Source organism: Pseudarthrobacter ribosi, from assembly GCF_055412865.1.
The window spans coordinates 16,617-40,256 of sequence record NZ_JBVAYZ010000020.1; the positions used below are offsets into that span (position 1 = coordinate 16,617).

The following is a 23,640-nucleotide window of genomic DNA, read 5'->3' on the forward strand; positions in this document are numbered from 1 at the left end:
CGGTATTACCGGAAATAGCTTCCCGGAACTGATCGGCGGCTATCGGGTGACCGGGTGCCGCGGCACGCTGACATCGTAGGTCCGCACCGGGTTTTTGGGGTCCGCGGGTGCCTTCAGCAGGGCTTCGAGGACCTTTGCCTTGAGCTCCTTCTCCCCCGCGTTGCCCCAGACAATCGTCTGGCCGTCGACCAGCTTGAGCTCAACGGCGTCCACTGACTTCGCCGAGGCGTTCGAGAGCCTGGCCAGCACATCTGCCGGCAGGGCCCCCAGCACGCCAGTGATCGCATGGAACAGGTCCTTGGGCAGGGTGCCCCCTCCGCCGTCGATCACCGGAAGCGGAATCGAGGCCGGGTCGGCGGTGTCGCTGAGCTTCACGCCGTCGACATCGACGAGCTGGTGCTCCCCGCCCTGTTTGACCAACGCCACCGGCACGCGTTCGGTCACCGTGACCTGAAGCGTCGACGGAGGGCGGGCCTCGGCGGTTACCTTCTTGACCTGGACCAGCGGCTGCAGGAGGGCTGTCACGTCATTGTCGCTGATCTGTGGCAGCGGCTTGCCCTGCAGCGGCGCGAGGGCAGTCCGGACCTGGTCCGGCGTCAGCAGTTTGGTCCCCTCCACGGTGACTGTCTGGACGGCCAGGACCGGCGAGTAGACGGCGGCGGCAAGGATGCCCCCGACCAGCACCACCAGGGCCGCGATGGTGCCCTGCAGGATGCGCCTGCGGCGTTTTGCTTTCGGCTCCGGGAAGGACAGGACGTTGTCCGGGGCCGGCCGGGCGTTGCTGTGGCCGCTGGCCGGACTGTCCTTGGAGGCGGAGATGACGTCGGAAGACCCCGACTCCCCGCGCGCCGCGGGCGGCCGGCGTGCGCCCGCCCGGTAGCTGGGTCGGCGCGTGCTAGGCACCGTGGGCGCCGTTGTTCAGGGCGGCGACGATCAGCGGCCCGTAAGCGGTGACGTCGCCGGCTCCGACCGTGAGCACGATGTCCCCCGGCGCGGCGGCGGAGACGACGGACTGTACAGCCTCGTCGCCCGGCCCGACGAGCCGGCCGCCGGAGCCGAGGTGCGCCGCGATCAGCTGGCTGCTGACGCCCGGAATGGGATCTTCGCGGGCGGGGTAGATGTCCAGGACCAGTGCGGTGTCGGCGGTGTTGAGCGCCGCGGCGAACTCCGCGGCGAATTCCCGGGTCCGGGAGAACAGGTGCGGCTGGAAGAGGACGTGCAGCTTGTGGCCGCCGGCCACCGACCGGGCTGCGGACAGGGCAGCCCGCACTTCGGTGGGGTGGTGGGCGTAGTCGTCATAGACCCGGACCCCGCGGCCCTCGCCCTTGAATTCGAAGCGCCGCGACGCCCCCGTGAAGTTGGCCAGGGCCCCGGCGGCCCTGCCGGGGTCCACTCCCAGTTCCAGGGCGACGGCGAAGGCGGCCGCGGCGTTCAGGGCGTTGTGCCGGCCGGGAACGTGCAGCTTGAGGGGGAAGCGTCCGGCGGCGGTGGTGATCGCGACGTCCCCCGGGCCGCCGTCGTGCAGCACAACCTGGGCGACATCGCCGGTGCCGTACAGCACAACGCGCGTGTTGCCGCGCTCCACGGTCCGCAGGGCAAGGGCGCGGGCGCCGGCGTCGTCCGCGCAGGCAACCAGCACGCCGTCGGCCGGGAGCAGGGCGGTGAAGCGGTCGAAAGAGGCGTAGACGGCCTCGGCGGTGCCGTAGTAGTCGAGGTGGTCCGGCTCCACGTTGGTCACGACGGCGATCTGCGGGCGGTAGTTCAGGAAGGAGCCGTCGGATTCGTCCGCTTCGGCGACGAAGACCGGCGAGCTGCCGCTGGCGGCGTTAACGCCCAGCGCCGGGACGTTCGCGCCGATGGCGAAGGACGGGTCCAGGCCGGCGCCCTGCAGGAGGACCGTGATCATCGATGTCACGGTGGACTTGCCGTGCGTTCCGGCCACGGTGACGGCGGTGTCCTGGGCCATTGCGGCCGCCAGGGCCTCGGAGCGGTGCAGCACGGGCAGTCCGGCGGCCCGGGCCGCGGCCAGCTCGGGATTGTCCGGGCGGATGGCAGAACCGGCGACCACGCTCTGCGCGTCGCCCAGGTTGGCAGCGTCGTAGCCGACGCAGATCCGGGCGCCGGCGGCGGCCAGGTCGGCCATGACCGGCAGGTCCTTGGCGTCGGAGCCGCTGACCGGCAGGCCGCGGGCCACCAGGATGCGGGCCACCGCGGACATCCCGACGCCGCCGATGCCGATGAAGTGCACCCGGCCGAGTTCTTCCCCGGTGCGGGCCGCCGCGGGGGCGTGCTGGTGTTCGGGCTGGGTCATTCCGTTACCGCTTCCTGCTGTGCTGCGTCGGGGGCTTGGCTTTCAACGGCTTTGCCGTCTTCGAGGCCGCCGCGTCAAGGACGAGGCCGGCCATGCGCTGGTCAGCGTCCCGGATGCCGAGCTGTCCGGCGCTGGCCGCCATCCGGGCGAGCCTGTCTCGGTCCTGGAGCAGCGGGATAATGTGCTCCCGGACCCAGTCGGGCGAAAACGTGCTGTCCTCCACGAGCAGGGCACCTCCCGCGGCGACGAGTCCGGCGGCGTTGAGCGCCTGTTCGCCGTTGCCGATCGGCAGCGGAACGAAGACGGCGGGCAGGCCGACGGCGGCGACCTCGCAGACCGTCGCGGCCCCGGAGCGGGCCAGCAGCAGGTCTGCCGCGGCGTATACGGTTTCCATGCCGTCGACGTATTCGCGCTGCTGGTAGCCGGGGGCCGCGAGGGGCTTGCCCTCGGCGTCGTGGACTGCCTTGCCGCGTCCGGTGAGGTGCAGGGTCTGGATGCCGGCCTCCGCAAGGAGGCCGACCGATGCCGCGATGGTGCGGTTGATGCTCTGGGCGCCCGAGGAGCCGCCGGTGACAATCAGGGCCGGACGGTCCGGGTCCAGGCCGAGGGCGGCCCGTGCCGCGGTCCTGGCTGCGGTCCGGTCAAGGCCGGAGATTTCTTTGCGCATCGGCATGCCGACATGCCGGGAGGCGCCCAGCCTGGTGGCGGCGAAGGCCACGGCGACGTGTCCGCCCAGCCGTGCTCCCACGCGGTTGGCCAGTCCCGGGCGGGTGTTCGCCTCGTGGATGACGATGGGGATTTTCCGGCGCCAGGCGGCGAGGTACATGGGCGTGCAGACGTACCCGCCCACGCCGACCAGGACATCGGCCTTGGCCTCGTCGAGGATGACGCCGGCCTGTTTCACCGCGCCGGCCAGCCGGCCAGGGAGCCGGAGCAGGTCCATTGAAGGCCTGCGCGGAAAGGGCACCCGGCTGACGGTGGCGAGGTCCAGTCCCGCGGCCGGGACCAGCCGGGCTTCCATCCCGCCGGGTGTTCCGACGGCCAGGAGCCGCACCCCGGGGCGGGCCTCGCGGAGGGCATTCGCGATGGCCAGGAGCGGGCTGATGTGCCCGGCTGTTCCGCCGCCGGCGAGGACGACGGACAAAGAGGGATCGGTATTCATGGAAACCTATTTACGCTTTCGTGCGGGATTACTGGGGGCGGGTGTTCGTGCGGTCCGTGGTCCGGCAGCCGGTGCTCCGGTGGCCGGTGTTCCGCTGGCCGCCTTGACGTTGGCCGGTGTTCCGGTCGCCGCCTTGACGTTGCCCTTCCGGGCCGCGGTGGCCTCGGCAGCCGGATCGTTGCCGGGTTTGCCGGGCCTTCCGGTTTTGCCCGGTTTGCCGGGCCTTCCGGTTTTGCCGGGTTTGCCGGGCCTTCCTGCCGCGGTCCGCTTCCGCAGGGACGCCGCGAGTCCGGCCGGGCCGAACCTGAACAGCCGTTTGGGCTGCAGGCCTGGTGCCATCTGCGCCCGGGCCAGTGACAAGACTACGCCGATCGCGCACAGCGACATGAGCAGCGCCGAGCCGCCGTAGGAAATGAACGGGAGCGGGATTCCCACCACGGGGGCCAGCCCGGTGACCACGGCCATGTTGACCGTCGCCTGGCCGAGCAGCCAGACCATGATGGTGCCGGCCAGGACCCGGTGGAACATGGCCTTCTGCGCCACGACCACGCGGTAGATGGCGGTGCCGAGGATGGCGAAGAGGACCAGCACCACCAGGGTTCCGACGAGTCCAAGCTCCTCGCCGATGATGGCGAAGATGAAGTCATTGTGGGCTTCCGGGATCCAGCTGTACTTCTGCCGGCTTTGGCCCAGGCCCACCCCGAACCATCCGCCGGAGGCGAGCCCGTAGAGGCCGTTGGTCGACTGGTAGTTCAGGTCGGAGCCGTCCGCGCAGGTCTGCCCGGTCCAGGACAGGATGCGGCACACACGGTTGGGGCTCGTGATGGCCAGGACGGCGGTGGCCGCGGCGAGGAAGATCCCCGCGATGCCAAACAGGTACAGCCGCACTCCGGCGAAGAACAGGGCGGCGCCCGTGATCATCATGACAATCATGGCGGTGCCGAGGTCGTTGCCCATGAGGATGAGCCCGATCACTCCGGCGGCGCCCGGCACCACCACGGGGATCAGCGCATGCTTGGCCTGGGACAGCAGCTTGGCCTTGCGGTCCAGGACGGTGGCCATCCACAGCGCAAGGGCCAGTTTTGCCGCCTCGGAAGGCTGGAAGGTGAAGGGCCCGATGTCGATCCAGTTCTGGTTGCCGAGGGCGCTGCGCCCGACGAGCAGCACGAGCCCGAGCAGGACGAACGCCGCGAGAATGGCGATCCAGGCGCCGCGCTTGAGCCAGACAACATTGACCCGCGAGAGCAGGAACATGCAGAACAGGCCGATCCCGGCGAACATCCCCTGTTTCAGGGCCGCGGTGTACGGCGACTCCCCTGCCGCGATGGCTTCGACGCTGGAAGCGGACAGCACCATCATGATGCCGATGGCCGTCAGCGCAAGGGTTGATCCCAGGATCAGGTAGTACGTGGAGCCGTTGCGGGACGTCCCGGTTCCCTCCAGGGCGGACCAGAAGGACCGGTACCAGCCCCGCGCTTTCCGGACGGCCGCCTGCGGGCCGGTTGCTGAGGCTTTCGCTGCCGGTGACTTCGCGGCGGGCGCCTTGGTTGCGGCCGGTGCGGCCGCTGGGTTACGTGTGGGCGTGCTGACCATTGTTACTCCTCGCTGGTCTGAGCCGGCCCTTCCACGAGGTCGCGGACAGCTTCGATGAAGGCGTCGCCGCGGTGAGCGTAGGAAGAGAACTGATCCATGGATGCTGCCGCCGGGGCCAGGAGCACAGTGTCCCCGGAGGCGGCAAGCTGCGCCGCCGACGCAACGGCCCGGGCCATCACAGTCTCACCGAAAATCGGCGAGGGTCCTGCCACGGCGCCGGCCGTCCCGGCAGTCTGCACCTCATCATTTTCGCCCTTCCCCGCCTCGATCACGGGGACATCGGGTGCGTGTCGCTGCAGCGCGGAGCGGAGATCGCTGGAGTCGGCCCCGATCAGGACGACGGCCTTGAGCCGCCGGGCGTGCTCCTGGACCAGCGGCTCATAGTTGACGCCCTTGGACAGCCCGCCTGCTATCCAGACGACGCTCTCGAACGCGGAGAGCGAGGCGGCCGCGGCGTGCGGGTTGGTGGCCTTGGAATCGTTCACCCAGAGGATACCGTCGTGGCGGGCGACGGGCTGGATGCGGTGGTCCCCCGGCAGGTAGTTCAGCAGGCCCTTGCGGACGGCGGCCGGTTCGACGCCGTAGGCCCGGACCAGGGCAGCCGCGGCCAGGGCATTGGCCACCATGTGGCGGGGAGCCACCGGGCCGAGGTCCGACACCGCTGCCAGTTCGGCGGCGCTGTCCTTGCGCTCGGCAATGAAGGCGCGGTCCACCAGGAGTCCTTCGACGACGCCGAGCATGCTGACGGCCGGCGTGACGGTGGTGAAGGCCACGGCACGGCAGCCTTCGACGACGTCGGCGTCCTCGACCATGCGTTCGGTTTCGATCTGCTCGGCGTTGTAGATGCACGCCTTCTGGGTGTGTTTGTAGACCTTGGCCTTGTCCGCCAGGTAGGACGTGTAGGAGCCGTGCCAGTCGACGTGGTCCTCGGCGACGTTGAGGCAGACGCTCGCCACCGGCGAGATTGAGTCGCTCCAGTGCAGCTGGAAGCTGGAGAGCTCGACGGCGAAGACGTCGTAGTCCACCGGATCGCGCAGGGCGTCCAGGATCGGCGTGCCGACGTTGCCGACGGCGATGGCCTTGAGCCCGGCCGCCTGCAGCATCGACTCGGTCAGCCCGACGGTGGTGGTCTTGCCGTTGGTGCCGGTGATGGTCAGCCAGTCGGCGGTCTTGCGCCCGTGGCGTTCGCGGAGGCGCCAGGCGAGTTCAACGTCGCCCCAGACCGGGATGTGGGCCCGGGCCGCGGCGGCGAGCAACACCTGGTCCGGCCGCCAGCCCGGGGAGGTGACGATCAGGTCCGGCTTGGCGCCATCGATTTTGGGGACGGTCTCCACGGCGTCCTCGCCCAGCAGGACGTCGGCGGCGCCGACGATCCGGAGGGTGTCCGCCTGGGCCTGCGCGGTGGGACCGGCGGCGGCGTCCACCACGACCACGCGGGCGCCGAGTTCGATCAGCGTGTCGGCGGCGGCGAAGCCGGAGACACCGATGCCGGTGACGACGACCCGGAGTCCGGCCCAGTCGGAGTCCCAGCTGACCAGGCCCTGGAGCCGGGGTGAGCTGGTGCGGGGTGCGGGAATCGGACCGGTCACAGCAGGACCACCCATTCGGCGTAGAAGATGCCCAGCCCGGCGGCGACGAAGAGTCCGCACAGGATCCAGAACCGGACGACGACGGTGACCTCGGCCCAGCCTTTGAGTTCGAAGTGGTGCTGGAGCGGGGCCATCTTGAAGAAACGTTTGCCCTTGGTGATCTTGAAGTAGCCGACCTGGATGATCACCGAGAGGGTGATCAGGACGAATAGGCCGCCGATGAAGGCGAGCAGCAGCTCGGTCCGGGACAGGATGGCGAAGCCGGCGACGGCGCCGCCGATGGCCAGCGAACCGGTGTCGCCCATGAAGATCTTGGCCGGCGAGGTGTTCCACCACAGGAAGCCGACCAGCGCAGCGCTGAGGATGGCGGCGAGCAGGGCCAGGTCCAGCGGGTCGCGGACGGTGTAGCAGCCGGCGCCGGTCTGCCGCGGCGAGCCACAGGACTGGTTGCTCTGCCAGATCCCCATCAGGGTGTAGGCGCCGAAGACCATGATGGCGGCGCCGGCCGCGAGGCCGTCGAGGCCGTCCGTGAGGTTCACGCCGTTGGTGGCGGCGGTGATGATCAGGTTGGACCACAGCACGAAGAGGATGGCGCCGATCACGGTGCCGGCGAAGGCCAGGTTCAGCCACGGGATATCGCGGACCAGGGAGATTTGGTACGACGCCGGTGTCACGCCGTTCTCGTCCGGGAACTGCAGGGCCAGGATGGCGAAGAGGATGCCGACCGCGGCCTGCAGGATCAGCTTGGCCTTCGCGTTCAGGCCCAGGCTTCGCTGCTTGGAGATCTTGATGAAGTCATCCAGGAAGCCGACCAGCCCCATGCCGACCATGAGGAACAGCAGCAGCAGGGCCGAGGCGGACGGGCCCGGGGATGCCGGGTTGATCATCCACATCACGCCGTGCGTGATGCCGTAGCTGGCGAGCACCGCCAGGACCACGACGGTGCCTCCCATGGTGGGGGTGCCGCGCTTGGTGTGGTGCGTGGTGGGTCCGTCATCCCGGATGAATTGTCCGTAGCTCTTGCGGACCAGAAAGCGGATAAAGAGCGGGGTGCCCAGGAAGGCTAACAGCAAGGCCAGCCCAGAGCCCATCAGCAGTGCAATCACAGCAGCGCACTCCCTTCAGTGGCGGTTCCGGCAGCGTCTCCGGCTGCGTTTTCGGCAGCCCTTCCCTCGGCGGGACCGGCAGCGGTCCCGGGGGTCTGTGGGGGTAATGCTATCCGATCGCCCAGGTGGCGCAGTCCGATGCTGTTGGAGGACTTGAAGAGCACCAGGTCACCGGGCTCAAGCCCGGCCTGCAGGAGTTCGTAGGCTTCCTCGGGGGTCTCGGCGAAGACGCATTCGTCGCCCCAGGACCCCTCGTTGACCGCTGAGACATACAGGGACCGTGCCTCGCGTCCGACGACGACGAGGCGGGAGATGTTGAGCCGGACCACCTGGGTGCCCACGGCCATGTGTTCACGGATGGAGTCGGGGCCCAGTTCCAGCATTGCCCCGAGCACGGCCCAGGTCCGGCGGCCCCGGCCGAGGTCGGCGAGGGTGCGCAGCGCGGCGCGCATGGATTCCGGGTTGGCGTTGTACGCGTCGTTGATGACGGTGACGCCGTCGGGCCGTTCGGTGCGTTCCATCCGCCACCTGCTGGCGGCCGTCTGGGCGCTCAGCGAGGCCGCGATGCGTTCGCCGGGGACGCCGGCGGCGTGCGCCGCTGCCGCCGCTGCCAGCAGGTTGGCGATGTGGTGGGCGCCGATCAGCCGGGCCGCGACGTGGTGCCCGGTGCTCTCACCGGGCAGGAAAAGGTCGAATTCGGGGCTGCCGCCGGCCGTCAGCTCGAGGCCCTCGGCACGGACCAGCTCTGCTCCGACGGTGTCTGCTCCGACGGTGTTTGCTCCGACGGTGTCGGTCGGGCTGTCGCGGGCCGGCTGGGCGGTGCAGCCGAGCACAGTGGCCCGGGTGCGCGAGGCCATGGCGGCGACGCGGGCGTCGTCCAGGTTGAGGACGGCGGTGCCGGTGACCGGCAGGGCCTCGACGAGCTCGCCCTTGGCGAGGGCGATGTTGTCCACGCCGCCGAATTCACCGGCGTGGGCCGTGCCGACACCAAGGACCACGCCGATGTCGGGGCGGACCATTTCGGCGAGGTAGCTGATGTGTCCGACGCCTGTGGCGCCCATCTCGATCACGAGGTAACGGGTGTCCACCCCGGCCTTGAAGACGGTGAGCGGGACCCCGACTTCGCCGTTGTAGGAACCCTGCGGGGCAACGGTGTTGCCTTCCGCGGCCAGGATCCCGGCCAGCAGGTCCTTGGTGGTGGTCTTGCCGGCGGACCCGGTGATGCCAATCACGGTCAGCGGCTCGCCGGCGGCCGCGCGGCCGGCGCGGATCCGCCGGACGGTTTCCGCGGCCAGGGCGCCCAGCGCGAGGACCGAGTCCTGGACCACGATGGCGGGGTAGCTGCGGCCGGCGGCGTCGGCGACGTCGTGTTCGACCAGGGCCAGCACGGCGCCGCGGTCGAAGGCAGCGCCGACGAAGTCGTGGCCGTCGGCCGTCTCGCCCGGCTTGGCCACGTAGAGGGAACCCGGGGTGGCTTCCCGGGAGTCGGTGACCACGGAGCCGGGGGTTGTCCCCGGTTCGGCGGCCAGCCGGCCGTTGGTTATGTCGGCGATTTCCGCCGCGGTAAATGCAATCATCTCGGTTTAGGACTCTATCCGCTGGTCTTCGAGAACGGTGAATCCCCGAACTGTCAAGGCGGAGCGGAGCTCCACCCTGTCGTCCAGGGCGAGGTTGACGCCCTTGACTTCCTGCCAAATTTCGTGGCCCCGTCCCGCGACGAGGATGGTGTCGGCCGGGTCCGCGAGTTCCACGGCCTTCCGGATGGCGGCATCGCGGGGGAAAACCTCCATGATGCTGCAGTCCAGGCCCTCGTGCTCCTTGGCCTCGACCGCGCCCACCAGGACGTCGTCGCGGATCTCCGCGGCGTCCTCGTCGTGCGGGTCGTCGTCGCTGACAATGACGATGTCGGCGAGGCGCGCGGCGATGGCACCCATGGCGGGGCGCTTGCCCTGGTCCCGCTGCCCGGTGGCGCCAAAGACGATGATCACCCGGGACCCCGGTTCCGGAGAGCGGACGGCCTCCAGGGCGCGGGCCAGGGCATCGGGGTTGTGCGCAAAGTCGACCACCGCGGCGGGGGCGGTGGAGACGAGCTGCATACGGCCGGGGACGGCGACGGTGAAGGGGTCGCCGGTGTCGAGGGCTGCCTGGACCGCGGCGGCATCGTGGCCGCCTGCGAGCACCATGACGGTTGCCAGCGCGGCGTTGGCCACATTGAAGCTGCCGGGCAGCCCGGTGTGGACGCGCAGCTCCGTGCCGTCGCGGTGGCGGAGGGTAAAGACCGTGCCGAGTCCCCGCGGGGCCGGCCGGAGGACCGTCCAGTCCGCGGCCGCGGGCGTTCCGGTCACCCCGCCGGTGGGGTGCGTGGCCAGCGTGGTTACCGGAATGCCGGCGGCGGCGGCGAGCTTCACGCCCCAGTCGTCGTCGACCGTCACGACGGCGCTGCGGGCCCGGCCGGGGGTGAAGAGCCGGGCCTTGGTCTGGAAGTACTCCTCCATGCTGCCGTGCAGGTCGAGGTGGTCCTGGGTCAGGTTGGTGAAGCCGGCGACGTCGAATTCGACCCCGTCCACGCGGTGGAACGAGATGGCGTGCGAGGAGACCTCCATGGAGGCCGCGTCGAGGCCGCGTTCTCGCATCAGGGCCAGCAGGGCGTGGACGTCGGTGGACTCCGGCGTCGTGAGCAGGCTGGGGATCGGGTCCCCGCCGGCCAGGATCTCGATGGTGCCGATCAGTCCTGTCTTCTGCCCGAGGGCCCGCAGCAGGGCATTGATGAAGTAGGTCGTAGTGGTCTTGCCGTTGGTGCCCGTGACGCCGTAGAGGGCCGGAGCGGGCTCGTCCTGCGGCCGGCTCCGATAGATCAGGGCGGACAGGCGCCCCACGAGGCTGCGGGGTTCCTCGGCCAGCAGCACCGGCACGGCGATGTCGTGGGAGAACGCCAGCAGGCGCGCGCCGGCGTCGTCCGTCAGCACGGCGGCCGCCCCGGCCGCCACGGCCTGGGAGACGAAGTCGGCGCCGTGCCGGCTCGCGCCGGGCAGGGCCACGTAGAGGTCGCCGGGCTGGACGGTGCGGGAATTCAGGGAGATCCCGGTGACCGGGACGGAGCCGGACGCGCCGGGGACAACGACGCCGATTGCCTCGCCGATGGTGGCCAGCGGCACGGCAGCTACCGCAGTGGGCCGGAAGCCCGGGGTGGACCCCGGGTCGGACGGCGCGGCGGACGCGCCGGGGGCATTCTGGTCTGACACGTGGATCTCCGTTGGTGGTGCTGGTGGATCTGGCGCTGCGCACGGAGGATCGCTCCGGCCCGCAGGCTCAGTATTCCCGGTACAAATTGGTGGCGGACGTGCGTGGTGCTGGTTCCCGCGCGGGTGCTACTTGACGTACTGCGGCAGCCGGACGGGTTCGCCGGTGGACGGCGGGACGTTGTAAGTCCGCAGCGCCTGGCTCATCACGGACCGGAAAACCGGTCCGTTCGAGATGCCGTAGATATCGCCCTTGGGCCGTTGCAGGACCACTTCAACAATAAACCGCGGATCGTCCATCGGCGCCATCCCCACCATCGACGCCGTGAATCCGCAGAAGCCGGCGGTGCCGTCGTCGCACGGCGACTGCGAGGTGCCGGTCTTCGCCCCGACGCGGTAGCCGTCCAGGCCGGCCTCCTTGATCTGGCCCTCCGTGACGGCGCTCTCGAGGATGTCGCGCACCTGCCGGGCGGTGTCCGGGGTGACGATCTGCCGCGACGGCTGCGCCGGAGCTTTTTCCTCGGTGCCGTCCGGATTGATGTAGCTGTCGATCAGCCGCGGCTGGAGCATCACGCCGTTGTTGGCGACGCTCTGAAAGGCCCGGACGGTCTGGAGCGTGGACTGCGAGACGCCCTGGCCGAACAGGACGGTGTACTCCTGGCGGCCGTCCCACTGCTCGTGCGGGGTCAGGATGCCCGTGGCCTCGGCGGGCAGTCCGATATCCGGCGCTTCGCCGATGCCGAACTTCTTCAGCCAGTCGTAGCGCTGCTGCTTGCTGAGCCGCTCGCCGGCCATGACCGTGCCGGTGTTCATCGACCAGCCCAGGATGCCGGCCAGGGTCCGTTCCTCGGTGCCGTGCGCGAAAGAGTCGCTGAACGTCTGCCCGTCCACGGTGTACGAGGACGGGACCGTGAACTTGTCCAGCGGGAAGGACTTGCCTTCCTCGATCAGGGCGGCGGCCGTGATCATCTTTTGCACCGATCCGGGTTCGTACGCCGCGGTGACGGCACGGACGCCGCGGTCCTGGGGGTCGGTCTTGCCCGGGTCGTTGGGGTCCGGGGAGTTGGTGTCCGCCATGGCGATGATGTCGCCGGTCTTGATGTCCTGGACGATCACGACGCCCCACTCGGCGCTGAGCTTGTCGCGCTGGCTCTGGATGGCCTGCTGGGCGAAGTACTGGAGGTCCGCGTTCAGGGTGAGCTTGATGTCCTTGCCGTTGACGGCCGGGGTCAGCTGGTCGACTCCGACCGGGATGCGCAGCCCGTCCGCGCCGATTTCGAAGAGCCGCTTGCCCGCGGTTCCCCTGAGGATCCCGTCCTGGGTCTGCTCGAGGCCGGCCTGGCCGGTGTTGCCGTCCTTCAGGAAGCCAACGATCCCGCCGGCCACCGAGCCGTTGGGGTACACCCGCTTGCTGGTGCCTTCGGTGACGATGCCGGGGATCTGGAGCTTGGCGATGCGGTCCTCGACGTCCGGCTTCAGGTCCTTGGCCACGATGTAGTAGCGCTGCTCCCCCGTCAGTGCGTCCTTGAGCGTGTCCTTGGCCATACCGAGCACGGCTGCGAGTTCGTTGATGCCCTGGTCCCGGGAGACCTTGACAAGCTCTTCCTTGCCGTCCACCGGCTCCAGCCGACGGAACTCCTCGGTCTTGGTGTTGACGGTCTGGTCGACAACGAGGTTGTAGCGGATCACACTGCTGGCCAGGACGGTGCCGTTGGTATCCAGGATGCTGCCGCGCTCGGCGGGCAGTTCGATGGGGGTGAGCCTGTTCTGCAGGGCGGCCTCGGCCATGCCGCCGACGTCGAGGCCCTGGACCAGGAAGAGTTTTCCGCCGACGACGAGCAGGAGGGTCAGCATGACGCCGAGGCCCAGCCGCAGCCGCCGCGTCGCGCTCGGCGCTTTCGCCTTGCGTGCCTTGCCGGTGTTCTGCGCCACGATGTTTCCTTGCTGGTTGCCTGGCTGGTGGTCCGTCCTGCGTTACTCTCCCGGGACCTTCTGCGCGGGGGCGGGAACGGAGCCTCCGTGGAGTTCGACTGCCGGTTTTGCCGGCGTGACCGGCGCGGCCTCGGCCGCCGGTACGGCGGCAGCCGGGGCGGCGGCGGCCGGGGCCGGGGCCGCCGCGGGTTTGCGGTTCGCGAGCGGCTCCTTCACAGTGGCCGGCGGGACGACGCTGAGTTGTCCGGCCACGGCCGGGGCGGCAATGACGGCGCCGGGGGCGTCGCCCTTTACCGCGGGCTTGGCCTTGCCCGTGACGGTCAGTGTGGAGAGGTCGATCTGACCTTTGGCGGTGGAAGCCACCATGCCCAGCTCGGTGGCCTTGGCGGCCAGGTTCTGCGGGGCGTCAAAGTTCTGCACCTGCTGCGTGAGGTCCTGGTTCTGTTTCGTCAGCGTGGACTGCACGCTCCGCAGCTGCACGAGCTGGTACTGCGCGGTGGACACGGAGATGTTGAGGACCAGTACCGCCATCAGGGCCACGGCCAGGAGTCCAAAGCAGAGCACGACGAACGGGGCACGGCGCTTCTGCGGGGTTGACCGGACCAGGGAGAGCGGGGTGCGCCCTTTCCGGGAGGGCCCGGTGCCGGGAGTGATCCCGGGAAGGGCGCGGGCGGTCGCGCCTGCGGCAACGGGGAATCTGTTGACAGCGGCGGTGCTCATGCGGCCCTCCTGGCTTTGATGCGTTCCACGGCGCGGAGTCTGGCGGACGCGGCCCGTGGATTTTCGGCGATTTCGGCGGCGGTGGGCACTTCGGTGCCCTTCGTCAGGGTTTTCAGCTCGGCCTTGTGCTCTTCGAGTTCCACGGGGAAGCCGAGCGGCGCGGAGGACTTGGATCCTGCCTGGAAGAAGCCCTTGACGATCTTGTCTTCCAGCGAGTGGTACGACATCACGACCACGCGTCCGCCGACGGCGATGGCGCTGATGGCCGCGGGGATGGCGCGTTCCAGGACATCGAGTTCTTCGTTGACCTCGATCCGGAGTGCCTGGAAGGTGCGCTTTGCCGGATGTCCGCCCGTTTTAGCGGCGCCGGAGGGGACAACATCGCGGATCTGCTCGACGAGCTCCCCCGTTGTCGTGAACGGCTTCCCGGCGCGGGCGGTGACGATCCGGTTGGCGATGCGGCCGGCGAACTTCTCCTCGCCCCATTTCCGGATGATCCGGACCAGGTCCTCTTCGCTGTAGTTGTTGACGACGTCAGCGGCGGTCTGGCCGCGGCTCGTGTCCATGCGCATGTCCAGCGGGGCGTCGAAGGAGTACGCGAAGCCGCGTTCGCGTTCGTCCAGCTGGAGCGAGGAGACGCCGAGGTCCATCAGGACCCCGTGGACTTCCGCGAAGCCGAGGTCCGCAAGGATGTCGGGGATTTCGTCGTACACGGCGTGCACGAGGTCAATCCGGCCGGCGAAAGGCTGGAGGCGCTCCCCCGCGAGGGCCAGGGCTTCCTCGTCGCGGTCGATGCCGATCAGGTGCAGGTCCGAAAAGCGCTGCAGCATGGCCTCGGCGTGGCCGCCCATGCCCAGGGTGGCGTCGATGACCACGGGGGTCTCGCCCCGGCTGCGCGCCGCCTCGAACCCTGGTGCCAACAAATTGATGCACCGGTCCTTGAGGACCGGTACATGGCGTTCGGACGTGGGCTTCGACTGGTCAGGGTCCGTCATGCCTGCGTCCTTTCGTTGGTCCGGTTGGTTCCTGGAGTGCGGTGCTGGTGCGCCTGCCGCTTCTTAATCCAGATCCCCATCCGTCCCTACCCCGCGTCTGCCTGGCTCCGGGGAAGTGAGCCAGGAAAACAACCGGATGGGCGGCTGGAGATCTCGGTCAAGAATCGTGCAGTGCTGCCTGGTTCCTGTGGGGCTTCAGAGAATCCCCGGTATTGCGTCGTCGGTCTCCGAGAAGGCCGTTTCCTTTTCGGCGAGGTACTCGTTCCAGGCCTGGGCGTCCCAGATCTCAGCGCGGGTCCCTGCACCGATAACGGCGAGTTCCCTGCCGAGCCCTGCGTATTCCCGGAGCGCCGGCGGAATCGTCACGCGCCCCTGCTTGTCAGGTACCTCGTCGGAGGCTCCAGAGAGGAAAACACGGATGTAGTCACGAGCCTGCTTGCTGGAGATTGGGGCCTCCCGCATTTGCTCGTGAACCCGGCCGAATTCCGCCTCACTGAAGACGTAGATGCAGCGTTCCTGGCCCCTTGTGAGAACCAGTCCCCCGGCAAGCTCCTCGCGGAACTTGGCGGGAAGGATGATGCGACCTTTTTCGTCCAGACGCGGCGAATGTGTGCCGAGAAACACGGCCCACCGCCTGTCTGTTCGTAGGAAGCCAACGTCCCCCGTGCTGCCACTACCCTCTTACGTCCTCCACATTACTCCACATCCCTCCCCAGTCAACGACACGCCGAGCGAATCGGCGTCAATTTGTGGGCCGATGGCCTCCTTGTTCCCAGTAATAGCCGGGAACCGGGGCCGGTGGGGCGCAGTGGAGGGAATCTGCGGGCCACGGCACGGTACCGGGCGCGCATCGCCGCTCTTGGCCCGCCCGGGTATGGCTTTCCCTGGTTAACGACAAAAAGACCCGCCGGAGCGGGTCTTCTATGCCACCTGGGTGTTCCCTGTGGTGGAAAGTGGAGGTCGGACTGGAGGTTCGGTGAACCGGCCGGGGTTTAGGGTTCCCCGCGGTGCCTCTCGTCCCAGCGTTCCTCAAGATTGCTCATGAACGAACTCCTGGGCTTCCCGGACTTCCGGGCCGTACCGGAGGCCTTGGCCCTGCCGGCAGCAGCACCGCGCATGGTGGCGTAGTAGACCCCGGCCCCCATGACCACAAAACCGAGGACTCCGACGAAAATATTTTGGATCGTCACGCCAAAGAGCAGCAGCACGACGCCGGCCAGGGTGGCCAGGACGCCGATCACCAAATGGCGGGTTGACCACGAACGTCCCGCGTCCGAGCCCATCGAGCTGGCGAACTTGGGGTCGTCCTCATGCAGCTGCTTCTCAAGTTGCTCCAGCAACTTCTGTTCGTGCTCCGAGAGCGGCATCACGACCTCCTTAAATCGGCCGACGTCCAGACTGACGCGGCCAGTGTCCCTAAACCCACAACGTGCGGGATCCCCGCGTGGTTCCCAATCGCCGCCGTTGGTCGAATGGGTTTCTCCACGACCCCTTCCGGGGTGTTCAGCTGGTCCTGCATTAGTCCGAACGCTCGTTCCAGTCGTTCCAAACTTACGTATAAATAAGGATAGTTTGTTGCGCCCTGTTCTGAAAGATGCCGAACGTCCCCTTGACTTCAGGAAGTGCGTGTTTGACAACCTTGGATTAGCCTGAGTTGCTCCCGGGGTCAAGGAGCCTGGCCGGCAACACGGACTTTGAGCCGAACTTCCGGGTCACCTGGTCCAGGACCTGCTCCGCGGCGCGCCAGTTGTCGTCCCGGCGGTCAAGGCTGAGTTGCAGGGGCGCCTGTGCGGCCTCTTCGAGCTGTTCGGCGCGGATGCCCACGAGCCGCACGGTCATGGGGCGGTCGCCGACCGACTCAAGGAGCTGGACGGCGACGGCGTACAGCAGTTGGGCGCTGTCGATCGGTGTGCTGACAGTGCGGCTGCGGGTGATCGTGGAGAAGTCCGCGTAGCGCAGCTTGAGGGCCACGGTACGGGCGTGCATGCCGGCACCGCGGAGCCGCTCCGCCGTGCGGTGCGACAGGCGCAGCAATTCCCGGTGCAGCAGGGCCTCGTCGGCAGTGTCCACCGCGAAGGTCTCTTCCGCGCCAATGCTCTTTTCGAGCCGGACGGGGGTCACCGGGCGGGGGTCAATTCCCCACGACAACCGGTAAACATGTTCCCCGGAAGCGCCGAGCACCTTCCTCAGGGACGGGAGCGGGGACGCCGCGACGTCGGCGACGGTCCGGATGCCCATCCGGGACAGGACCTCCACCGTTTTGGCGCCGACGCCCCAGAGGGCACTGACCGGAAGGCTGTGCAGGTACGGGACGGTCTCCTCAGGACCGATGAGCAGCAGCCCGTTCGGTTTGCACCGGGTGGAGGCAATCTTCGCCACGAACTTGCTGGCGGCTATTCCCACAGACGCGGTGATGCCCAGTTCACTGCGGACCCGGGTGCGGATGAGTTCGCCGATCCCGCGGGGCGGGCCCAGCCGGCGGATCGCTCCCCCGACGTCGAGGAAGGCCTCGTCCACGCTGAGCGGCTCCACCAGTTCGGTGATGGATCCGAAAATCTCCATAATCTGGCCGGACACCTCGTAGTACAGCTTGTGCCGGGGCTCGATGACAACGGCAGAGGGACACATCCGCATGGCCACCACCATCGGCATGGCGGATTTGACGCCGAATTTCCGGGCTTCGTAGGAGGCAGAGAGCACGACGGACCGGTCGGCGGGGTAGCCCACGATGACGGGCCTGCCCACAAGCGCCGGACGGCTCCGCAATTCCACGGACACGAAGAACGCGTCCATGTCCACGTGCATGATGCTGCTCCGCCGGAGCTCCCGCATTTGCGCTTCGCTGGGCCGCCTGGCTGCGCCCTGGGGAGACTGCTCCCGCTGCTGTTTATCCTCGTCCGGCCCCACAACTTCAATCCTATGCCCCGGGACTGACTAAACTGGAGGCTGAATCCGGCGTCAACACCAGGAGGAAAGTCCCTGTGAAGGTATTTGGACAGCGCAAGCGTGCCGCGGCAGCCGCAGTGGCGGCGGGCACGCTGATGGCCCTGGCGGCCTGCACCCCCGCCGACCCCGGGGCCGCCGCCTCGGGTTCCTCGTCGTCGTCGGCCGCGCCGTCCGAGGCCCAGCCCACCACAACGGCGCCGGCCAGCCCTTCCGCTGAACCCGGAACCTCGGCCACCGTCGGTGCGATGGTTCCCGGGTTCCCGGAGACCCTCCTGCCGGTGATGCCCGGAGCGAAGGTCGTCTCCAGCAGCTTTGACAAGACCACGGAGCCCGCCACGGTCGCTCTCGTCGGCAGCATTTCCGCGCCGGCAGCCGAGGTGCTTGCCTTTTATACGAAGGAACTGGAAGGCCAGGGCTTCAAGGCCGTTCCGGGGGAAACTGTCGGGGCGGTACCGTCCAAGGACTTCCTCCGCGGTGACACCGAAACCGTCAACATTTCGGTGCTGGAAACCGCCGGCGTCTCCACCTTCACCATCGGTGCGAACGTCGCCGCCGAGTCCGTCAAGTGACCCTCGCGGAGCAGCTGCGTCTGGAACAAGCCGCCTATGTCGCCGCAGTCGCCGGGAAACTCACCGATTTCCTGGCCACCCGCCAGGCGGTGATGTCCTCGATCTCCCCGGACATCGATCCGCTCATGGGTTCCATTTCGAACCTCGTCACCGGCGGCAAACGCCTCCGGGCGCTCATGTGCTACTGGGGCTGGCGTGGCGCCGGCGGCGGAGCGGGCGCCAACGAGGTCGTGACGGCAGGCTCAGCGCTGGAGCTGTTCCAGGCGGCCGCCCTGATCCACGACGACATCATCGACCGCTCTGACACCCGCAGGGGCGGCCCCAGCGTGCACCGGCGCTTCAGCGAACTGCACGAGACGCAGGGCTGGGCACTGGACAGTGAACGGTTCGGACACGCCGCCGCCATCCTGACCGGCGACCTGTGCCTGTCATTCAGCGAGGAATCCTTTACCGAGATCGGGCAGAGCGCAGCCTCCGGGAGCCGGGCGCGGCTGATCTTCAACCTGATGCGCGCCGAGGTCATGGCGGGCCAGTACCTCGACATCCTCGAGGAGGTCGCCGGGCCCCGGCGGGACCGGGCCGGAGCCGTCAGCCGCGCCCAGTCCATCATTCGCTTCAAATCGGCCAAATACTCCACCGAGCATCCGCTGGCCCTGGGCGGTGCCTTGGCCGGCGCCCGCGACGAGCTGCTGCGCGGCTACTCGGCGTTCGCCCTTCCGTTGGGCGAGGCCTTCCAGCTCCGCGACGACGTCCTGGGCGTCTTCGGCGATCCGGTCAGCACCGGAAAACCTGCAGGCGACGATCTGCGTGAAGGCAAGCGGACCGTACTGATCGCCTTTGCCCTGGACCTGGCCAGCGCTGCCGAGTCCGCGTTCATCGACGCGAAGCTGGGCAGCCCCGGGCTGGGCGACGCCGACGTGGACGAAATCCGCCGCATCATCGCGGACTGCGGCGCACTCCAGGCCACGGAAGTGCTGATCGAGGAATTTGGCCGGGCGGCTTTCGCTGCCCTGGATCTCCTACCGCTGGAGGAACTGCCCAAGACCGCGCTGCGGAAGCTGGCCGAGGCCACGGTCAGCCGCGCGGCCTGAGCCCCAGCCCTGCCGGCACATGACGCCGGTGGCAGCAACTGCGGCGTTAACTAATGCAGGCCCTGCACCCCATATATGGGGTGCAGGGCCTGCATTAGTTAAGGACGGGAGCGTTCTTCGGTTACCAGGCCAGGGACTGCGCCCGGCGCCGGATTTCCGTTTTGCGCCCCTCGCGAAGGGCGTCGATCGGACGGCCGCGCAGGGATTCATCCGGCGTAAACAACCAGGTAATGAGTTCCTCATCGGAATAGCCGGCGTCCGCGAGGACCACAATCGTTCCCTTGAGGCTTTCCACGGCGTGGCCGTCCTGGATGAAGTCCGCAGGAACGCAACGGATCCGGCGTTCACCGACCCTCAGTGCCGCCAGCGCGCGTTCGTCAAGGAGGGCATGAACCTTTGTAATCGAAACGTTCAGAAGCTGTGCGACATCGGGCAGGGGCAGCCATTCGCCCACAAGGCTTTCTACATTACTCACGGATCAAGATTGCCATGCCGGCAGGCTCTGCGCCTAGTCGACGCCCACCGATTAAATGCCGGCTGCCCCGGACGCGGCTTCCGTCCGCGCCGCGGCCCGCGGACCGACACTCCGCAAACACTTGTTTGCGGAATGTCAAACAGTTCTTGTGCTAATTCCCAAATCGTGAGAGATTCACATGGATCACATTTGTCACAGCTATAACTTGAGTCACACTGGTAACACCAGTATTGCCGGCCAGACCCGCAGCGTTCGCCGCTGAGAAGAGGACTTTTCCCATGACGACGTCACGTTCGCCAAAGCCCGCCACGCGGCCCAGCCTGCCGATGATTGCGGCCACGACGGCTGCCCTCCCCGCCGTCGTCCTGTCGTCCCTGGCGCTCGCCCAGCCGGCTGCGGCCGAATCCCGCACGCGCGCCATCCCGGCCACCCTCGCCGCGGCCATGCAGGCACAGGCCCAGGGACAGACCGCCCGCTCGCTGGGTACGGCGTTGATCCCCGCCAATTCGGTCCCGGCGGCCGTGCCGTCCGCCTTCCGGCCGGCCCAGGTTTCCGCCCCCGAGGAATACACGATCGCCCGGGGTGACACGATCAGCGGAATCGCCGGCAAATTTGACCTGGACACTTACGCCATCCTGGAATTGAACGGGCTGCAGGCGAACACCCTCATCTACCCCGGCCAGAAGATCAAACTCGGCGGCCCGGCCACGGCGCCGGAGCCGGCGGCTCCCGCCGCTCCCGCTGCCGCCACCGGCGGCAGCGTTTATACGGTGAAGTCGGGCGACACCCTCGGCGCCATCGCAGCCCGCCACGGCGTCAAGCTCTCCGAGGTCTTCGGCTGGAACGGACTCAACCTCGGCTCCGTCATCTACCCCGGCCAGCAGATCAAGATCGGCGGCGGCGCTGCCGCACCGGCCCCGGCAGCCCCCGCCCCGGTGGCGCCGGCCGCGACTGCCCCGGTGGCGCCGGCCTCCGCCTCGGGTTCCTACACCATCAAGTCCGGCGACACCCTCTCCGGCATCGCCGCCCGGAACGGCGTCAAGCTCGCCGACATCCTGTCCGCCAACCGCCTGACAATGTCCAGCATCATCTACCCCGGCCAGAAGCTGGCGCTGTCGGGCGCGTCCATCGCACCGGCCGCCACTCCGCCCGCTGCCACGGTCACCCCGCTCGTCCCGAGCACCTTCCTCGGCTACACATATCCGGACGCCGTCGTCAGCTCCGCCAACCAGAACAAGGCCCTGCTGAACGCCTCGCCGGTGCCCAGCCGCGAGCAGATGAAGACCATCGTCGCGGACACCGCCCGCCGCATGGGGGTCGACCCGTCACTTGCCCTGGCCTTCGCGTTCCAGGAATCCGGCTTCGACCACCGCGCGGTCTCCCCGGCCAACGCGATCGGAACCATGCAGGTGATCCCCTCCTCGGGCGAGTGGGCTTCGGACCTCGTCGGCCGCCAGCTGAACCTGCTGGACCCGTACGACAACGTCACGGCCGGCGTCGCCATCATCCGCCAGCTGAGCCGCACCAGCCCGGACCCGGACAGCGCCATCGCCGGTTACTACCAGGGCCAGTACTCGGTCAGCAAGTACGGCATGTACGAGGACACCAAGCGCTACGTGGAGTCCATCAAGGCACACCAGAAGAACTTCGGCTAAGAGTCCAGGGCAACCCGGGCCGCGGCGCCAACCGCCCCGGCCCCGGCCAAGCCACGGCTGATAACGATACGGGCCCGGATCGCATGTTGATTCGGGCCCGTTTCCGTGCAGCGATTAGGATCGTATAGTGCAGGATTACTCGTCGGACCCTCTCGTTGGCACCCTGGTGGATGGCCGCTACCTGATTCAGTCCAGGCTCGCCAGCGGCGGCATGTCCACTGTGTATGTGGCCACCGACCGCCGGCTGGAGCGGGACGTGGCGCTGAAGGTGCTGCACCCCCACATGACCGGCGACCCGCAGTTCCTCGACCGGCTCGGCCGGGAAGCGAAGGCCGCCGCCCGCCTGTCGCACCCGCACGTCGTGGGGGTGCTGGACCAGGGCGAGGATGACCGGGTGGCCTACCTGGTGATGGAGTACGTCAAGGGCCACACCCTGCGCGACGTGCTCAAGGAAAAAGGCGCACTTCCGCCGCGCCTGGCCCTGGCACTGATCGACCCCGTCGTCGATGGCCTGGGCGCGGCCCACGAAACCGGCCTCATCCACCGGGATATCAAACCGGAGAACGTGCTGATCGCCGACGACGGGCGGATCAAGCTCGGCGACTTCGGCCTGGCCCGCGCCATTTCGACGTCGACCAGTACCGGCGCGCTGATCGGCACCGTGGCGTATCTCTCCCCCGAGCTCGTGCTGGGCCGGCAGGCCGATGCGCGCAGTGACATCTACTCGGTCGGGATCATGCTCTATGAGATGATCACCGGCCGCCAGCCGTTCGACGGTGAGGTTCCCATCCAGGTCGCCTACCAGCACGTCAACTCGTCCGTCGGCGCCCCCTCCGGGCTGGTGCCCGGTCTCGCCGCCGAAATCGACGAGCTCGTGCAGTGGTGCACGGCCAACGACCCCGACAAACGCCCCGTCGACGGGTACGCCCTGCTCTCCGAACTCCGCCACATCCGGAGGAACCTCAGCGACGCCGAACTCGACCTGCAGCCCCCTGCGGCGCGTCCGGCCCTGCCGGCCGTGCCGCCTCCCCCGGTTCCGCCGGCCCGGCGCCCGGGGGGCCCGCCGGAGCCGCGCGAGGGCAACGGCGCCACCGAAGTCATCGGCGGACGGCAGCAGCCCACGGAGTTCATCGCCCGCGGCAGCAACCCGACCACGGTGATGTCCGCGGCCCCGCGGCACCCCGGCTACGGCCCGCTGTCCGCCCCCGACGACGTGCCCTACCCGGACAACTACGGCGACACCAACGATTCGGCAGTTCCTGCCAGCAAGCGGGCGCTGCGCAAACACGACCGAGACGAGGAGAAGGCGCGGCAGCGTGCCGCGGCCACGCCCGTCCGGAGCCTGCGCGAGGGGAACCCCCGGCGCCGGGGCCTGCTCTGGGTCCTGGTCCTGGTCACCGCGGCGCTGCTGGCCGGCGGGGCCGGCTGGTTCTTCGGCATGGGGCCTGGCTCCCCCGGCACGATTCCGGAGCTCGGGAACAAGACGGTGGCGGAGGCCCAGCAGCTGCTCCGAACCGCGGGCTTCCAGTCCACCACCCAGGACGTGTTCCACGACGACGTCGCCCCCGGGCTGGTGGTCGGTTCTGTTCCCGCCGCCGGGGAAGTCATCCGGAAGTTCCAGCCGGTGTCCCTCGCGGTCTCCAAGGGCCCCGAGCTGTTCCCCCTGCCGGAGCTGGTCGGGAAGTCCCTCGACGAGGCCAAGACCGCCCTCAACGGCGCGGGCATGGCCCTCGGACCGATCACTGAAACCTTTGACGAATCCGAGCCCGCCGGCACCGTCCTGGCGCAGGCACCGCGCAGCGGCAATCCGGTCCGGCACGGCACCCCGGTGGACCTCACCGTGTCCAAGGGCCCCCAGCCCCTTCCGGTGCCGGACGTGCGGGGCCAGGAGCAGGGGGACGCGGTCAAAGCCATCGAAGACGCCGGACTGAAGGCCGTGATCTCGCCGGAAACCGTCTTTGACCGGACCGTACCCAAAGGCTCCGTGGTGGCGCAGGATCCGGCCTCCGGCAACCTCACCCGGGGCGGCGCGGTGACCCTGACCGTTTCCAAGGGCCCCAGGCTCGTTGACGTTCCGAGCTTCGTCGGCAAGCAGGTCGACGAGGCCCGCAAGGCACTCGAGGAGCTGGGGTTTGAAGTCCAGGTGGAGGATATCCTGGGCGGGTTCTTCGGCACGGTCCGTTACCAGGACCCCGTGAACAAGCAGGTTCCGGAAGGCTCCGTGATCACCCTGACCGTGGTCTGACCGGGTCGGCCT

At 68.6% G+C, this 23,640-nt stretch carries 18 protein-coding genes and 1 pseudogene; 4 read left to right on the forward strand and 15 right to left on the reverse strand.

Annotated elements, in window-relative coordinates; all coding sequences use genetic code 11:
- Positions 1 to 39: 39 nt before the first annotated feature.
- The 14 genes and pseudogenes from ACZYZ5_RS16580 to dinB form a co-directional block, all read right to left on the reverse strand.
- Positions 40 to 903: a cell division protein FtsQ/DivIB gene (locus tag ACZYZ5_RS16580; protein ID WP_463903166.1), complete on the reverse strand. Its 864-nt coding sequence runs from the start codon at positions 901 to 903 to the stop codon at positions 40 to 42.
- Entirely contained in the window at positions 896 to 2,311 is a 1,416-nt protein-coding gene (gene murC, locus ACZYZ5_RS16585) for a UDP-N-acetylmuramate--L-alanine ligase (protein WP_463903168.1), read from the reverse strand. The genes ACZYZ5_RS16580 and murC overlap by 8 nt, the downstream gene beginning before the upstream one ends.
- 4 nt (positions 2,312 to 2,315) lie before the next feature.
- Positions 2,316 to 3,473, reverse strand: coding sequence for an undecaprenyldiphospho-muramoylpentapeptide beta-N-acetylglucosaminyltransferase (gene murG / locus ACZYZ5_RS16590; RefSeq protein ID WP_463903170.1), 1,158 nt, complete (start codon positions 3,471 to 3,473; stop codon positions 2,316 to 2,318).
- 255 nt (positions 3,474 to 3,728) lie between these two features.
- Positions 3,729 to 5,066, reverse strand: a pseudogene (gene ftsW, locus ACZYZ5_RS16595) (putative lipid II flippase FtsW); the annotation flags it as partial.
- A gap of 2 nt (positions 5,067 to 5,068) precedes the next feature.
- Positions 5,069 to 6,670, reverse strand: coding sequence for a UDP-N-acetylmuramoyl-L-alanine--D-glutamate ligase (gene murD / locus ACZYZ5_RS16600; RefSeq protein ID WP_463903171.1), 1,602 nt, complete (start codon positions 6,668 to 6,670; stop codon positions 5,069 to 5,071).
- The gene (gene mraY / locus ACZYZ5_RS16605) at positions 6,652 to 7,761 is read right to left on the reverse strand and encodes a phospho-N-acetylmuramoyl-pentapeptide-transferase (RefSeq protein ID WP_463903173.1); all 1,110 of its coding nucleotides are present in this window, start codon (positions 7,759 to 7,761) and stop codon (positions 6,652 to 6,654) included. The genes murD and mraY overlap by 19 nt, the downstream gene beginning before the upstream one ends.
- Positions 7,758 to 9,338 (reverse strand): UDP-N-acetylmuramoyl-tripeptide--D-alanyl-D-alanine ligase, encoded by a 1,581-nt coding sequence (locus tag ACZYZ5_RS16610; protein ID WP_463903175.1) that lies wholly within the window; start codon positions 9,336 to 9,338, stop codon positions 7,758 to 7,760. Before ACZYZ5_RS16610 ends, mraY begins: the two co-directional genes overlap by 4 nt.
- Before the next feature lie 6 nt (positions 9,339 to 9,344).
- Positions 9,345 to 11,003, reverse strand: a complete 1,659-nt coding sequence (locus ACZYZ5_RS16615; RefSeq protein ID WP_463903177.1) for a UDP-N-acetylmuramoyl-L-alanyl-D-glutamate--2,6-diaminopimelate ligase — start codon at positions 11,001 to 11,003, stop codon at positions 9,345 to 9,347.
- 126 nt (positions 11,004 to 11,129) lie between these two features.
- Positions 11,130 to 12,932 (reverse strand): peptidoglycan D,D-transpeptidase FtsI family protein, encoded by a 1,803-nt coding sequence (locus tag ACZYZ5_RS16620; RefSeq protein WP_463903179.1) that lies wholly within the window; start codon positions 12,930 to 12,932, stop codon positions 11,130 to 11,132.
- Positions 12,933 to 12,974: 42 nt separating this feature from the next.
- On the reverse strand, positions 12,975 to 13,652 hold the full coding sequence (gene ftsL / locus ACZYZ5_RS16625; protein ID WP_463903181.1) for a cell division protein FtsL: 678 nt from the start codon (positions 13,650 to 13,652) through the stop codon (positions 12,975 to 12,977).
- Complete coding sequence (rsmH, locus tag ACZYZ5_RS16630) at positions 13,649 to 14,647, reverse strand: 16S rRNA (cytosine(1402)-N(4))-methyltransferase RsmH (RefSeq protein ID WP_463903183.1); 999 nt, start codon at positions 14,645 to 14,647, stop codon at positions 13,649 to 13,651. Before rsmH ends, ftsL begins: the two co-directional genes overlap by 4 nt.
- Positions 14,648 to 14,842: 195 nt before the next feature.
- Positions 14,843 to 15,271, reverse strand: coding sequence for a division/cell wall cluster transcriptional repressor MraZ (mraZ, locus tag ACZYZ5_RS16635; RefSeq protein WP_160666519.1), 429 nt, complete (start codon positions 15,269 to 15,271; stop codon positions 14,843 to 14,845).
- 368 nt (positions 15,272 to 15,639) lie between these two features.
- The gene (locus ACZYZ5_RS16640; RefSeq protein ID WP_463903185.1) at positions 15,640 to 16,014 is read right to left on the reverse strand and encodes an SCO2097 family morphological protein; all 375 of its coding nucleotides are present in this window, start codon (positions 16,012 to 16,014) and stop codon (positions 15,640 to 15,642) included.
- A 277-nt stretch (positions 16,015 to 16,291) separates the two neighbouring features.
- Entirely contained in the window at positions 16,292 to 17,554 is a 1,263-nt protein-coding gene (dinB, locus tag ACZYZ5_RS16645; protein WP_463903186.1) for a DNA polymerase IV, read from the reverse strand.
- Between the two features lie 74 nt (positions 17,555 to 17,628).
- Between dinB and ACZYZ5_RS16650 the strand changes: the two genes are divergently transcribed.
- Together ACZYZ5_RS16650 and ACZYZ5_RS16655 are read left to right on the forward strand one after the other, a co-directional pair.
- Positions 17,629 to 18,162 carry a hypothetical protein gene (locus ACZYZ5_RS16650; RefSeq protein WP_463903188.1) on the forward strand — a complete coding sequence of 178 codons (534 nt, stop codon included), beginning with the start codon at positions 17,629 to 17,631 and terminating at the stop codon, positions 18,160 to 18,162.
- Positions 18,159 to 19,253, forward strand: coding sequence for a polyprenyl synthetase family protein (locus ACZYZ5_RS16655; protein ID WP_463903190.1), 1,095 nt, complete (start codon positions 18,159 to 18,161; stop codon positions 19,251 to 19,253). The genes ACZYZ5_RS16650 and ACZYZ5_RS16655 overlap by 4 nt, the downstream gene beginning before the upstream one ends.
- A 121-nt stretch (positions 19,254 to 19,374) precedes the next feature.
- Here the strand turns inward: ACZYZ5_RS16655 and ACZYZ5_RS16660 are convergent, their stop codons facing one another.
- On the reverse strand, positions 19,375 to 19,728 hold the full coding sequence (locus tag ACZYZ5_RS16660) for an Rv2175c family DNA-binding protein (protein ID WP_307463183.1): 354 nt from the start codon (positions 19,726 to 19,728) through the stop codon (positions 19,375 to 19,377).
- A gap of 278 nt (positions 19,729 to 20,006) precedes the next feature.
- On the opposite strand from ACZYZ5_RS16660, the gene ACZYZ5_RS16665 reads away from it, so the two are divergent.
- Entirely contained in the window at positions 20,007 to 21,383 is a 1,377-nt protein-coding gene (locus ACZYZ5_RS16665) for a lytic transglycosylase (protein WP_463903192.1), read from the forward strand.
- A gap of 124 nt (positions 21,384 to 21,507) precedes the next feature.
- Positions 21,508 to 23,628: a protein kinase domain-containing protein gene (locus tag ACZYZ5_RS16670; RefSeq protein ID WP_463903255.1), complete on the forward strand. Its 2,121-nt coding sequence runs from the start codon at positions 21,508 to 21,510 to the stop codon at positions 23,626 to 23,628.
- Positions 23,629 to 23,640 lie beyond the last annotated feature (12 nt).

Coding starts and splice junctions, on each gene's coding strand:
- murC (WP_463903168.1), bottom strand. CDS start 2,311: ATGACCCAGCCCGAACACCAGCACGCCCCCGCGGCGGCCCGCACCGGG.
- murG (WP_463903170.1), bottom strand. CDS start 3,473: ATGAATACCGATCCCTCTTTGTCCGTCGTCCTCGCCGGCGGCGGAACA.
- murD (WP_463903171.1), bottom strand. CDS start 6,670: ATGGGTGGTCCTGCTGTGACCGGTCCGATTCCCGCACCCCGCACCAGC.
- ACZYZ5_RS16610 (WP_463903175.1), bottom strand. CDS start 9,338: ATGATTGCATTTACCGCGGCGGAAATCGCCGACATAACCAACGGCCGG.
- ftsL (WP_463903181.1), bottom strand. CDS start 13,652: ATGAGCACCGCCGCTGTCAACAGATTCCCCGTTGCCGCAGGCGCGACC.
- rsmH (WP_463903183.1), bottom strand. CDS start 14,647: ATGACGGACCCTGACCAGTCGAAGCCCACGTCCGAACGCCATGTACCG.
- ACZYZ5_RS16640 (WP_463903185.1), bottom strand. CDS start 16,014: ATGCCGCTCTCGGAGCACGAACAGAAGTTGCTGGAGCAACTTGAGAAG.
- ACZYZ5_RS16665 (WP_463903192.1), top strand. CDS start 20,007: ATGACGACGTCACGTTCGCCAAAGCCCGCCACGCGGCCCAGCCTGCCG.